This window comes from Pseudomonas petrae (assembly GCF_021728295.1).
Taxonomy (GTDB): domain Bacteria; phylum Pseudomonadota; class Gammaproteobacteria; order Pseudomonadales; family Pseudomonadaceae; genus Aquipseudomonas; species Aquipseudomonas petrae.
The window spans coordinates 13,678-27,121 of sequence record NZ_JAKJXE010000008.1 but is presented as its reverse complement, the minus strand read 5'-3'; the positions used below and the strand labels follow the sequence as shown (position 1 = coordinate 27,121).

Below are 13,444 nucleotides of genomic sequence, written 5' to 3'. Positions count from 1 at the left end.
AGTAAAAAGCCGATGCCCGAGAGACACCGGTTGTGCGGGTCACGCTTCGACCAGACGGCCTTCTTCGAGACGCCACACGCGATCCATCTGCCGGGCCAGCGCCATGTCGTGGGTCACCACCAGAAACGCGGTGCGCGACGACGTGCTGAGTTCCAGCATCAGGTCTTGAATCCCTTGTGCGGTGTGGGAATCGAGGTTGCCGGTGGGCTCGTCGAGCATGACCAGACCCGGCTGGTTGACCAGCGCGCGGGCAATCGCCACCCGTTGACGTTCGCCACCCGACAATTCCGATGGCTTGTGCGCCATCCGATGCTTGAGCCCTACCCGCTCCAGCAGCGCGGTTGCGCGCTGACGCGCTTCCGGAATCGGCGTCTTGCCGATCAGCAGCGGCATGCAGACGTTTTCCAGCGCAGTGAATTCGGCCAGCAAGTGGTGGAACTGATACACGAAGCCAAGGGCACGATTGCGCAGCAGGCCGCGGGCCTTCTCGTTCAGCGCCGAAAGCTCTTCGCCCGCCAGCCAGACACTGCCTTCGGTGGGCGTGTCGAGGCCGCCGAGCAGGTTGAGCAAGGTACTTTTGCCCGACCCCGAACTGCCGACGATCGCCACGCGTTCGCCCGGGTGCAATTCCAGTTGCAGGCCCGACAGGACGACCACGGATTCCGGACCTTCCTCGTAGGATTTGCCCAGGTTGCGGCAGCTCAGTACAGCTTTATCACTCATGCCCGACTCACTCATAACGTAGCGCCTCCGCCGGCTGGGTGCGCGCAGCACGCCAGGCTGGATACAGGGTGGCGAGGAAACTCAGGACCAGCGCCGCGCCACATACCAGCAGCACGTCCTGGGCCATCAATTGCGAAGGCAGATAGTCGATGAAGTAGACATCCGCATTGAGAAACTTGTGGCCGATCAGGCCTTCCAGCGCCGAAATCGCCGAACTGACGTTGAGCGCCGCAAGAATGCCGACCCCGGCGCCGATCAGCGTCCCGACGACACCGATCACGGTGCCCTGGACCATGAAGATCGCCATGATCTGGCCCGGGGTCGCGCCCAGCGTGCGCAGAATGGCGATGTCACCGCGCTTGTCGTTGACCACCATGACCAGCGTGGAAATGATGTTGAACGCCGCGACCGCCACGATCAGCAACAGCAGCAGGCCTATGATGGATTTCTCCATACCGATCGCCTGGTACAGGTTGCCATGGGTGCGGGTCCAGTCGCGGGAGTAATACTGGTGCTCACCGAGATTCTGGGCGATTTCGTACGCCGTGCGCGGCGCTTTGAAAAGATCGGTGAATTTCAGACGCAAGCCCTGCACCTGGTCCGGCTTCCAGCGGTGCAGACGCGCCAGATCCTGCAGGTTGGTGACGCCCAGGTAGCCGTCCAGTTCGCCGGCGCCGACATGAAAGATGCCGACCACGGTGAAACGCTTCATGCGCGGGAACATGCCGGCAGGGGTCACGGTGACTTCCGGGGACACGAAAGTGACTTTGTCGCCCATCCCGACACCGAGCTTGGTGGCGGCCTTGTCCCCGATCAACACGCCGAAGCCGCCCGCGACCAGATCGTCGAGGCTGCCCTGCTTCATGAAGCCGTCGATGATCGACACCTTGCGCTCCTGCGCCGGGTCGATGGCGTTGAGCAGGATCTTCTGCACATTGCCGTTGTTGGTCAGCAAGCCTTGCATCTGGATGAAAGGCGCAACGGCTTCGACCTGTTTGTTCTGTTTGACGCGCGCGGCCAGGGCCTGCCAGTCATTGATCGGCTCGCCGGACTCAATGGTGGCGTGGGGCACCATGCCCAGCACGCGGGTACGCATCTCGTGGTCGAAGCCGTTCATGACCGACAGCACGACGATCATCACGACTACGCCCAGGGCGAGGCCGATCATCGACGTCAGGGAAATGAAGGAGACAAAATGATTACGGCGCTTTGCACGGGTGTAGCGCGTGCCGATGAATACAAAAAGAGGTCTGAACATGTAGGGGCTTGTTCGAAGGAATGGGAACGTCCTTGTGGCGGGCCTGGGCAAGCGGCTTTACACTCGAATCACAGTTGAATCGCGCTCGAGTCGCTGAGCTATGATTCTGAGCAATCCCTCTGACAACCGCCGCTAACACGGGTTCGCCATGCCGACACTAGATGAAGAAGAACGCCGCGAATACTACCGTATCGAGGACAGCGTCGCACTGGAAATTAACCGCATCGCCGGCCCCGGCACGGGAGATGAACCTGGCCATCACGACACTTCCACGCTCTTCGATCTGCTGAGCGAATTGCACGTCGCCGAGTTCGAATCCCAGCACCTGCTGCGGCAGCTGGATGATCGCGACCGCACCACCAACAGCTTTCTTCGGGCCATGAGCAAGCGCATCGACCTGCTGGGCCAAGTGGTTGCGCACACGGCATTGGGCAAGCTGGGCGCCCCGCAGCGCGTGATCATGTCCGAAGGTGGCCTGCAATTCGAGACCCCTCAACCCTTCCCGCCCGGCACCCTGTTGTCGGTGAAAATGGTGCTGATGCCCCAGGCTTCGGGGATGATGCTGCGCGCGCGGGTGACGCAATGCCATGCGTTGACCATCGGCGATTTCGACGTCGGCACCGAGTGGATCGACCTCACCGACGCCCAGCGCCAACTGCTTGCCCGACACATTCTGCAACGACAAGCCGCGCAGCGACGCCTGGCCCGTGAGCAGACCGACCCCGACGCAAAGCCCAACTGATTCCAGCGCGACTTATTCCAGCTCTACGCCTACCAAGGAGTAATTGTGACCCTTATTTACGGCCACCGCGGCGCCAAGGGCGAAGCACCGGAAAACACCCTGACCAGCTTTCAGGAGTGCCTAAAACACGGCGTTAAACGCTGCGAACTGGATCTGCACCTGTCCCGCGACGGCGAACTGATGGTGATCCACGACCCGACACTCAAGCGCACCACGGACCGCCGGGGCAAAGTCGTCGAACACGATGCCGCCGACCTGGTGACCTACGACGCGCGCAAGGGCGGGCCGGGCTGGGTGCAGCCTTGCCCCGTTCCCCGCCTGGAAGAGCTGTTCGAGCAGTGCCCGTTCGATCACTGGCAGCTGGAAGTCAAAAGCGCGTCGCGCACCCGTGCGGCGACGACGGTGCTGGCCATTCGCGAAATGGCTCAGCGCCACGGCCTGCTGGATAAAGTGACGATCACGTCCAGCTCCCGGGAGGTGCTGCGCGCCGCGCTGGAGCTGACGCCGGACATTTCACGCGGGCTGGTGGCGGAATACGCGTGGCTCGACCCGCTGAAAGTCGCGCAGGGCTACGGCTGCGAGATACTCGCGCTGAACTGGACGCTGTGCACGCCCGAGCGCTTGAAGAAAGCCCAGAATCAGGGCCTGCATGTGTCAGTGTGGACAGTCAACGAGCCCGCGCTGATGCGCAGACTCGCCGACTTCGGCGTTGACAGCCTGATTACAGACTTTCCCGGTTTGGCCAGCGCCACCCTTGGGAAGTACTGAAATCGGTCTCCCCGGCCGGCTCAGGCCACCGGCCGGAGCCGCTCAAAAAAGCCGGTTGAGGCCGTCGTACGCCGCTACCCGATAGGCCTCGGCCATGGTCGGGTAGTTGAACGTGGTGTTGACGAAGTACTTGATGCTGTTCGCCTCACCCGGCTGGTTCATGATCGCCTGACCGATGTGCACGATCTCTGAGGCCTGGTCGCCGAAGCAGTGCACGCCGAGGATCTGCAGGGTTTCCCGGTGAAACAGGATTTTCAGCATGCCGACCGGCTCGTTGGAAATCTGCGCGCGGGCCATGCTTTTGAAAAACGCCTTGCCCACCTCGTACGGGACTTTGGCCACGGTCAGGTCGTGTTCGTTCTGACCGATGGAGCTGATCTCGGGGATGGTGTAGATCCCGGTCGGCACGTCGTTGACGAACCGCCATGCGCCGTTGTCCACCGCGCTGCCCGACGCCGAACGACCCTGGTCATACGCTGCGCTGGCCAGACTCGGCCAGCCGATCACGTCGCCTGCGCCATAAATGTTCGGCTGGCTGGTGCGGTAGGTTTCGTCGACATCGATCTGCCCGCGCCCGTTGGCCTTGATGCCGACGTTTTCCAGACCCAGCTTGTCCGTGTTGCCGGTACGGCCGTTACACCACAGCAAGGCGTCGGCCTTGACCTTCTTGCCGGACTTCAGGTGCAGGATCACACCGTTGTCCAGCCCTTCAACGCGCTCGTATTCCTCGTTGTGGCGAACCATCACGTTGTTGTTGCTGAAGTGATAGCTCAGGCCCTGGGAGATTTCCGAGTCGAGGAAGCTCAGGAGTTGGTCACGGTTGTCGATCAGTTCAATCTCGACGCCGAGGCCGCTGAAAATCGATGCGTATTCGCAGCCGATAACGCCTGCGCCGTAGATGATCAGTTTGCGTGGGGTATGACCCAGGCTGAGGATAGTGTCACTGTCGTAGATGCGCTTATGGGAAAAGTCGATATCGGCCGGGCGATAAGGCCGCGAGCCGGTGGCGATGATGATCTGATTGGCAACCAGTTTTTCCACGACGCCGGTGCTGCAGACCACGTCGATGCTGCGCTCGTCGGCGAAGCTGCCGGTGCCGAAGAAGACGTCGACACGGTTGCGCGCGTAGTAACCGGTGCGCGACGCCACCTGTTTGTTGATGACCTTCTCGGCGTTCTTCAGAACGTCCGGGAACGAAAACCAGCGTGGTTCACCGATGGCGCGGAACATCGGGTTGGTGTTGAACTGGATGATCTGCTTGACCGAGTGACGCAGGGCCTTCGAAGGGATCGTGCCCAGGTGCGTGCAATTGCCGCCGACCTGCCGACGGCTGTCGACCATTGCCACCTTACGCCCGGCCTTGGCAGCGTTCATTGCCGCGCCTTCACCCGCCGGGCCCGAACCCAGCACTACCACGTCGTAGTTGTAGACAGCCATGCGTACTCCTCAGAACTGGCCGAGACACCACTCTGGTGCCTCCGGCTGAATCACGCCGCCGCGGGCGGCATGAAGGATCGAAACTCGCGGCGCAGTCTAGTCTCACCGAGGGCAAACAACCATTAACCCTTGGTCGCGTCCCCGGCAAACCTTTCTGCACTGCCGCCAGTCGAGTGCTGGAAACCTCACCCGACTGTAGAATTGCTGCGGATGATAAATCCCTTGCGTGACGAATCCTAAAAAAATCGCACACCCACGCATCGACCGTGCTTCTGTAGATACCGGCTTGCTGGCGAACGCGGTGGGTCAGGCGAGGCGATGTCTACTGGCGCAATGCATTCGCCAGCAAGCCGGCTCCTGCAGAGGACTGATGGAATTTACTCAGCCAGATGCAGAAACAACCGCTGCGCCAGTTCCTTGCCGATGGCGCTGCGATACACGCTCACCACTTCCTTGTTGTCCTTGGCCGCCTTGAGCATGGCCCCGTAACCCATCAACCGCTGTTCCGGCAGTTTAAGGTGCGCGGCGGTGAAGGCATCCGCCGCCGCGTCCTCGGTGGCGTAGTGAAAATGCGCCCACCACAGCAGGTGGTCTTGCTTGTCGCGAATGGCGTATTCCTGCACGAAGTCGTTGCGGCGGGCGCCCGACATATTTTTTCGGCCTTCGACACGGGCGATGTGAACCTCGTGCTGTCGATCCAGATAACTGATCCGGCTGGCTGTCGGCGGCTGGCGTTTGATCATTTCGATGCGTAAATGCCGGCCCTGCTCGCGGAATCGCTGTCCGGCCGCGCGCAAATCGTCCAGCAAGGTCTGTACCGGCTGACCCTTGCTGTCTCCTGCATCGGGATCGTCCAGATGAATCTGCAGCTTCTCCGCCAGCTCACCGAGCTTGTCGGCCTTTTGCACCAGGATGTCTTCCATGTCCTCGGGCTCACTGGCGCGAAGGGACTGGCGCACCGCACTGGCGATGTCAGGTTCTACCCGCTCCAGCAGGGCGCGGCCGCGACGCATGAGTTCTGCCAGTGGGACAAGGCTGTCTCGATTAACCGGCTTGCGGCGCTGCTCCTCGAGCTCAACCCATTCCCCTTCCGCGTGCTGATGGTACGCGCCGACCACGCGATTGCCGGTGGCCGCAGTGACTTCTACAACCTCACCCAGTGAAGGCTCCTCGCCTTCACGCAAACGGCCGATCAACGTGCGTTGCCCTCGGGTCTTGATCACCCGCTTGCGCGTCTGGGCGGCCCTCGGGACATATTCCGCAGGCGTTTCGGCGGGCTCCTCGCTCTCGCAAATGAGGTCCGAAAGCCGGTGCTCGGCGCGGTCGGAAATCGCCGACAGGTCCTCGAAGAAACGGTTGAAATGCGCGGTATTGACCGATTCGGGCTCACTCTCGAAAGCGGCCAGGGCGACGATCGACGCTCGGTCATATTCCCTGAGGGAGCTTTCCAGCACAGCGATCTGTTCGGCGATCGTGTAATCGTGCGGCCTTTCCAGTTCCGCCTGCGACGTTAGCGCCGAGTGCAGCGAGTCGTCGTTGATCAGGCGCTTTAGCGTCACCGCCCTGTGGGTATCCAGAATGGTCTCGGCACTGAAACACAATTCAAGGGACGACCACATGCGGCTGGCGCGCCAATCGATGGGGGAGTACATCCGGCTGCTGTAGAACTCCAGCGCTTCCGCGCGCCAGTATGCCTCCCCGACTTTCGGCACCTCGCGCAACCTCTGCCATAACCCCTCCCTGACAATGGACCAGTGCACGCCGCTCTCTTGCAACACCAGAGACTTCTCGAACAGCCCCAGATAAATCCCGACATTCTCGGAGGAGACCTTCGCAGACACCGCGCGCATCCGGGCCAGCTCGTCTTTAGCCACAATGAGCATGTCGCTCAGCAGTACACCCTCCAGCAGACAGATCCGCCGGGCGATACCTTGCAGATCCCTGGCATAGGTTTTGTCAGGGGTGCGATCGGCAGGACGCAGTTCCTGGTCGATTGCATTCTTGCGGTCGATGATCTCCATCACGGCGCGGATGTCTGCTTCCAGCAACGAAGTGACCTCGTGATGCCTCTCGACCGGCATGCCATCGATACGGTTGTCGTTCTCCACAATCCTGCCGTACAAATCGGTCTGGCGCTTCAGCAGCTCGGACTTCTCCGCCAGGGCCAACTTGAGCCGGGCGGCGTTTTCCAGCGCCAACTGCCGGGCACTGCGCTTGGGACCGCCGCCGCGAAGGCGCAGGGTCAGGTCCAGGCGCCAGGCCTCGCCATCCCGCGCAAGCCAAGGCCCGGTGGGTTCATCGTTGCGCGGGTCGACAATTTGCACGTCGTCGCTGGCCTGAACCCTGTACACCGCGCCATCGATGCGCGCGTACCACGCGCCATTCAGCTCATACAGCCCCTGCGTGCCGGCGGCGCGTGAAGGATCAGGCAGCAAAGGCGCCGGCAGGATTTCAAACGCTTGCAGCGCAGCCTGCTGGTCGGCTGTCAGGCTCAGATCGGCTCGCGACCAGGAGTAATCCAGCCGTGCTCTCGCTCTGCCGGGCAGCGGGTCGGGCTCCACAGCGGGCACCGGCTCAGGTACTCGCTGCGGCAGTTGCGCTGTAAACAAGCCAGCCAGATTCGCCCGTGCAAGCCCCGCTGCTCGCCCGCGCACCGGGCTGACCCGCTTGCCCTGCGTGCTGTGCAGCAACAGCATCACCACGGTGAGCAGCACGTTGCCCATGGACTCTGCGCGAGCACTGGCGTTGGCATTGCGCTCAGAGGCCAGGACCCCTTGCGCTTCGTTCATCATTTGCACCAGCCACAGCGCATTACCCACCGGTCCGGAGATAAACGGCATGATGGTCTCCAGCGCCAGCCAGCCGCCACGTTTGAGCAACGCCCAGCGGCTTTCGGCGTTGGAGGTGGACTGCCTGTCCGCCAGCTGGATCAGCGCGGACGCGTTGGCCTTGAACAGCGCAATCAGTGGATCACCCACCACTTCATCGACAGCCAACTGCGCGGGCGACGGGGTTTCGAGGGGCGCGAACTCCGAACCCTGGCCGAAGCGCACGATGTGAGGCTGATCGAACCCGCCATTGGCATACACCTGCCGCGCGTGATCGTCCATCCAGGTCAGCACTTCGTCGTGCAGCTCACCCGGCTCGACAATCGCGGTACGCAGTGCACCCCAGGACGTGAACTCGGTCAGCGACTGATGCGAAAACGGCCGGTACAGCAGCACCGGTCCTCTGGTCGTATCGCGATCACCGATCACGAACATGTTAGCGACCTCATCCGCCTGCGACCCGACCGTTGCGTGGAAGGCCAGCGGGCGCAGGGTCGTGTTGCGCAGCGCTGAAGGGCGCTGCTCCGGAGGCCTCACGAGGGCGGCAACTTGCTGATAGGCGCTGTCGCAAAACTGCCCCTCGCTACGTAGCTTCAGCGCCAGCGCCTGCAGTGGCAGCTGAGCGCGAAGCTGGTCGATGTACGCCGCCTGGCGCTTGCCAGATTCAGCGGGGTCAGTCACGAGAACCCTCTTCAGCAGCGCGGGGTAGTGGCGCCCGATGTCCACCTGACACACCAGCAGCCGCAGATAATCGGCGCTGAACCAGTCCGGCGCCGGGGTGCCGTCCCTGTGCACAACGTGCAGCGCACCGGCCGGCTCGCCGGAAAGATTTTCCAGAGCAAACTCGGCGAGGCTCATGCGTACCGGTTCGACCAGGCCCGAGGCGACCACCTGACCACCGCTGGGAATCGCGGCGGCGACCACTGTGCGGATAATGACGTCCAGATCCGCGATCAGCAGATCTGCGGCCTCCGGGTGATCGGTGAGCATTTCACGCTGCAGTTGCTGGCTGGCGTAATCGAGCAATGGCGGAATGTCTTCGTTAAAGGTACTCCCTGCCCCTGCCGACGCGCTCGCCACAGCAATCATTCGACGGCTGAAATCAATTCGGTCGGCAACGCTGACGTTGCGCAACCAGTCCGGAAGGGTTTCGGGGCTTTCCATCCCGGGGAAGGCGGGGAGCAGAAAAGGCGTGATGTCGGTGGCAACGGCCATACGGCGATCCAGATCAGCAAAATCCTCCGCGTCGGCGTGGTCCAGCCGGGCAATCTGCTGCAGTTGATGGGCCAGTATCGACTGGGCCAGCGCGTAGAACAGATCGCCCTTAACCTCGCGCAGCGTCCAGGTTTCGGGCGGGGTGGCTGACGGCGAAGTATCGATGCTGGCCATCAGATCAGTCAGCGAGCCATGCCTGACGACAAGACCCGGCGACTGCCAGGTGAAAAACATCTCCGTGCCGCCCCAGAGACCGGTAACCGCCAGCACGGCCAGCACTGACGCCGGTGAAGAAGCGTCTACTGCCTGAGGTATGCACGCGCGAATGACATCGTCCGGATGGACCTGGTCCAGATTCACCATGAAATTGCGCTGGGTCTGATCGGAAAACGAGGCGATGGGACGCAGGAAATCGCCCTCGTTTTCGTGCAGCCCCAGGGTGTCGCCTAACGCCTTCAGATAGCCCTTCTTCAACACATCGGCGAGCTGCGCCCATGGGGTTTGTCCATCTGCTGCCGGCGCTCCCCAGAAATCCACCAGCGCCTGCTGAAACTGTTCGTTCAGCGCCAGAGCAACCGTATCCGCAAGAATATTCAACTGATCGAAATCAATCGGTGTCGCGGTGGCGCCCTGAGCGGCGGGATTGATGACAAGTGTGTTGGTCTCGGCACGCCAGCGTGGAGTCTTGCCCGTCAGGAATACCTGCTGCAGATTTCTGAACAGCGTTTCCGCGCGCTGACTGCCGTCAGAGGCGATTCGGGTGATGACGCAAATCTCGGGATCGATTTCAAGGTTCGGAAATTGTTGTTGCAGTGCGCAATGCAGCTGCTTGATCGCGACATCCTGCAAGGTCGGTCGCTGGGAAAACGCAGCGATCAGATTAATGTTTGAGCTCATTTGCCAGTTAACTCGTGCAATGGATCGAGGATCGCTCAGGGGCCTGTCAGGTGCTGAGAGAATTTGCGGAGTTAAACCGGGAGTGAGGCCATCGGTGGGATACATAGATATTGTTTTTACGCAGGTGCAGCGGGAGGCATGTGGTCGCTGCGCAGGGGGTTCTGATTGCCAACCGCCAGCTTTACACATATCGTTACAAATCTGCGGTACGCGAGGCCAAGCTCGGGCGCCGCAGCAGAGGACGCATAAATACAACGGATCCCCCAGCTAGACAGCCTAAGTGAGTAATTCCAGATGGCCTCGAACACAGGCAAAGGCAAGGCGATATTTCGCGTTGTCAGCGGCAACTTCCTTGAAATGTTTGACTTCATGGTCTATGGCTTCTACGCCACAGCCATCGCCAAAACCTTCTTCCCTGCCGACAGTGAATTCGCATCGTTGATGCTGTCGCTGGCGACCTTCGGTGCCGGTTTCCTCATGCGCCCGCTGGGTGCCATTTTCCTCGGCGCCTACATCGACCATCACGGCCGGAAAAAAGGTCTCGTCATTACGCTGGCGATGATGGCCATGGGTACGGTATTGATTGCCTGCGTGCCGGGCTACGCGACCCTGGGCGTCGCCGCGCCGCTGCTGGTGCTGATAGGGCGTCTGCTGCAGGGCTTCTCGGCCGGGGTTGAGCTGGGCGGTGTGTCGGTTTATCTGGCAGAGATTTCCACGCCGGGCCGCAAGGGCTTCTTCGTCAGCTGGCAGTCGGCAAGCCAACAGGCGGCGGTGGTTTTCGCCGGTCTGCTGGGCGTTGCTCTGAACCACTGGCTGAGCCCGGAAGACATGGGCCAATGGGGCTGGCGCGTGCCGTTCCTGATTGGCTGCCTGATTGTTCCGGCGATCTTCGTTATCCGTCGTTCGCTCGAAGAAACCCCTGAGTTCGAAGCCCGCGCCCAGCACCACCGCCCAAGCCTGGGCGAAGTGGTCAAGTCGATCGGTCAGAACTTCGGTCTGGTTATCGCCGGCATGGCGCTGGTGGTGATGACCACCGTATCGTTTTACCTGATCACCGCCTACACACCGACGTTCGGCAAAAACGAACTGCACCTGTCTGATCTGGACAGCTTGCTGGTGACCGTCTGCGTCGGTATTTCGAACTTCATCTGGCTGCCGGTGATGGGCGCGCTGTCGGACCGAATCGGCCGCAAGCCCCTGCTGCTGGCGGCGACCATTCTGGCAATCATCACGGCGTACCCTGCCCTGTCCTGGCTGACCGCCAACCCGAGCTTCGTCAATCTGCTGATGGTCGAGCTGTGGTTGTCCTTCCTGTACGGCTCGTACAACGGCGCGATGGTGGTTTCCCTCACCGAGATCATGCCAGTCGAAGTGCGCACCACCGGCTTCTCCCTGGCCTACAGCCTGGCGACCGCGACGTTCGGTGGTTTCACGCCCGCAGCCTGTACCTACCTGATCCACGTGCTGGACAACAAAGCGGCACCGGGCATCTGGCTGAGCGGCGCTGCGGTGCTGGGCCTGATCGCCACGCTGGTGCTGTTCCGCAAAGGTCAGACCCGGATTCAGGGCGTGACGGCGGTCGGCTGATCGCTGCAAGCTGCAAGCTGCAAGCTGCAAGTAAAAACAAAAACGCCCCGACTGGTTCGGGGCGTTTTTGTTTCGGCAGGACATCGACGCCAACTGGAGGAGCGCGCTTGCCCGCGATGACGGTGGGTCAGTCAAAGTATCCAGCGGCTGACACGCCCCGATCGCGGGCAAGCGCGCTCCTACAGGTGATCGGTGTTGAATCCGGAAGCCGCGTCAGGTCAGGACCTGTAGGAGCCGGCTTGCCGGCGAATGCGTTGGGTCAGTGTGTGCAATATTAGATGACACTGCGCCTTCGCCAGCAAGCCGGCTCCCACAGGAGACCGCGCATGGCCCGGTCTTACGCCGAGCACAACAACCAACAAAAACGCCCCGACTGGTTCGGGGCGTTTTTTTTGCTTCAACTTGCAGCTTGCAGCTTACCGCTGCTTTCAACCTACTTCGGGAAGGCTGGCGGGTTGACCCCGGTCATTTCTTCCATCACGCGGACCACCTGGCAGCTGTAGCCGAATTCGTTGTCGTACCAGACGTACAGCACAACGCGGTTATCCATCGCGATGGTCGCTTCGGCATCCACCACGCCGGCGTAACGCGAGCCGACGAAGTCGGTGGAGACCACTTCCAGGGAGTTCACGAAGTCGATCTGTTTGTGCAGATCGGAATACAGCGCCGTGTGGCGCAGGTACTCGTTCATCTCTTCCCGCGTGGTTGCCGTCCCCAGGTTCAGGTTGAGGATGGCCATGGACACGTTCGGCGTTGGAACGCGGATCGCATTGCCGGTCAGCTTGCCGGCCAGCTCGGGCAGTGCCTTAGCTGCAGCGGTGGCCGCGCCGGTTTCGGTGATGACCATGTTCAGCGCGGCGCTGCGGCCACGGCGATCGCCCTTGTGGAAGTTGTCGATCAGGTTCTGGTCGTTGGTGTACGAGTGAACCGTTTCGACGTGACCGTTGACGATGCCGAACTTGTCGTTGACCGCCTTGAGCACCGGCACGATGGCGTTGGTGGTGCAGGATGCCGCAGAGATGATCTTGTCATCGGCGGTGATCTGCTGATGGTTGATCCCGTGCACGATGTTCTTCAGCTTGCCCTTGCCCGGCGCGGTCAGGACCACGCGGTCGATGCCCGGGCATTGCAGGTGCTGGCCCAGACCGTCGGCATCACGCCATACACCGGTGTTGTCGACCAGCAGCGCGTCCTTGATACCGTACTGGGTGTAATCCACCTCGGCCGGGTTCTTGGCGTAGATCACCTGAATCAGGTTGCCGTTGGCGCAGATGGTGTTGTTGGCTTCATCGATGGTGATGGTGCCGTCGAAAGGACCGTGGACCGAGTCACGGCGCAGCAGGCTTGCGCGCTTGACCAGATCGTTTTCAGCGCCTTTGCGGACCACGATGGCGCGCAGACGCAGGCCGTCGCCGCCACCGGTTTTTTCGATCAGGATGCGCGCCAGCAAACGACCGATGCGACCGAAGCCGTACAGTACGACGTCAGTGCCTTTGCGCTCGCCGGAATTCTGCTGACCAATGACTTCGGCCATTTCTTCGCGGATGAATTCTTCAGGGGTGCGGCCGTTGCCTTCGGCCTTGAACTTGACGGCCAGCTTGCCCAGGTCCACCGAAGCGGCGCCCAGTTTGAGCTCGCTCATGGCTTTGACGAGGGGGAAAGTCTCGTGTACGGACAACTCGCTGGCGTCCGCTTGACGGTGACGCGCAAAGCGGTGTGCCTTGAGAATTGCGATGACTGAACGGTTGATCAGGCTGCGGCCATAGATCGAACTCACCACATTATTATTGCGGTAGAGCTGACCGATAAGCGGGATCATCGCCTCGGCGAGGGCTTCACGATCGATCCATTCACCAAGACACTGGTCGGGCTTCTGAGTCACGGGAACCTTCCACATGTAGGGGCTGAAAAAAGGGACTACATTATGCACAGGCCTTTGTTTATGAGCAATCCAGACTTTCCTCGACCTGGAGCACTACATAATTGCGA

At 61.3% G+C, this 13,444-nt stretch carries 8 protein-coding genes; 3 read left to right on the top strand and 5 right to left on the bottom strand.

All coding sequences use genetic code 11. The annotated features are described in order from the left end of the window. Positions 1-39: 39 nt before the first annotated feature. Both lolD and L4G42_RS15225 read right to left on the bottom strand, forming a co-directional pair. On the bottom strand, positions 40-723 hold the full coding sequence (gene lolD / locus L4G42_RS15230) for a lipoprotein-releasing ABC transporter ATP-binding protein LolD (protein WP_237253980.1): 684 nt from the start codon (positions 721-723) through the stop codon (positions 40-42). Positions 724-730: 7 nt separating this feature from the next. After that, entirely contained in the window at positions 731-1,981 is a 1,251-nt protein-coding gene (locus L4G42_RS15225; RefSeq protein ID WP_237253979.1) for a lipoprotein-releasing ABC transporter permease subunit, read from the bottom strand. Between the two features lie 148 nt (positions 1,982-2,129). Here L4G42_RS15225 and L4G42_RS15220 point away from each other — a divergent pair, with 148 nt between their 5' ends. Together L4G42_RS15220 and L4G42_RS15215 are read left to right on the top strand one after the other, a co-directional pair. Further along, positions 2,130-2,723 carry a PilZ domain-containing protein gene (locus tag L4G42_RS15220; RefSeq protein WP_237253978.1) on the top strand — a complete coding sequence of 198 codons (594 nt, stop codon included), beginning with the start codon at positions 2,130-2,132 and terminating at the stop codon, positions 2,721-2,723. A gap of 45 nt (positions 2,724-2,768) precedes the next feature. Further along, positions 2,769-3,491, top strand: coding sequence for a glycerophosphodiester phosphodiesterase (locus L4G42_RS15215; protein WP_237253977.1), 723 nt, complete (start codon positions 2,769-2,771; stop codon positions 3,489-3,491). Between the two features lie 42 nt (positions 3,492-3,533). Here the strand turns inward: L4G42_RS15215 and sthA are convergent, their stop codons facing one another. Together sthA and L4G42_RS15205 are read right to left on the bottom strand one after the other, a co-directional pair. Next, complete coding sequence (sthA, locus tag L4G42_RS15210; RefSeq protein WP_237253976.1) at positions 3,534-4,928, bottom strand: Si-specific NAD(P)(+) transhydrogenase; 1,395 nt, start codon at positions 4,926-4,928, stop codon at positions 3,534-3,536. A 377-nt stretch (positions 4,929-5,305) separates the two neighbouring features. Further along, positions 5,306-9,868: a dermonecrotic toxin domain-containing protein gene (locus tag L4G42_RS15205; RefSeq protein ID WP_237253975.1), complete on the bottom strand. Its 4,563-nt coding sequence runs from the start codon at positions 9,866-9,868 to the stop codon at positions 5,306-5,308. A 294-nt stretch (positions 9,869-10,162) separates the two neighbouring features. Between L4G42_RS15205 and tcuC the strand changes: the two genes are divergently transcribed. Beyond that, complete coding sequence (tcuC, locus tag L4G42_RS15200; RefSeq protein ID WP_237253974.1) at positions 10,163-11,455, top strand: MFS transporter; 1,293 nt, start codon at positions 10,163-10,165, stop codon at positions 11,453-11,455. Between the two features lie 433 nt (positions 11,456-11,888). Here tcuC and L4G42_RS15195 read toward each other — a convergent pair whose 3' ends face one another. After that, positions 11,889-13,352, bottom strand: a complete 1,464-nt coding sequence (locus L4G42_RS15195; protein ID WP_237254024.1) for a glyceraldehyde-3-phosphate dehydrogenase — start codon at positions 13,350-13,352, stop codon at positions 11,889-11,891. Between the last annotated feature and the right edge of the window lie 92 nt (positions 13,353-13,444).

Bases quoted from the DNA above. Each gene is read 5' to 3' on its own strand.
- lolD (WP_237253980.1), bottom strand. From the start codon at position 723: ATGAGTGATAAAGCTGTACTGAGCTGCCGCAACCTGGGCAAATCCTAC.
- L4G42_RS15225 (WP_237253979.1), bottom strand. From the start codon at position 1,981: ATGTTCAGACCTCTTTTTGTATTCATCGGCACGCGCTACACCCGTGCA.
- L4G42_RS15220 (WP_237253978.1), top strand. From the start codon at position 2,130: ATGCCGACACTAGATGAAGAAGAACGCCGCGAATACTACCGTATCGAG.
- sthA (WP_237253976.1), bottom strand. From the start codon at position 4,928: ATGGCTGTCTACAACTACGACGTGGTAGTGCTGGGTTCGGGCCCGGCG.
- L4G42_RS15205 (WP_237253975.1), bottom strand. From the start codon at position 9,868: ATGAGCTCAAACATTAATCTGATCGCTGCGTTTTCCCAGCGACCGACC.
- tcuC (WP_237253974.1), top strand. From the start codon at position 10,163: ATGGCCTCGAACACAGGCAAAGGCAAGGCGATATTTCGCGTTGTCAGC.
- L4G42_RS15195 (WP_237254024.1), bottom strand. From the start codon at position 13,352: ATGTGGAAGGTTCCCGTGACTCAGAAGCCCGACCAGTGTCTTGGTGAA.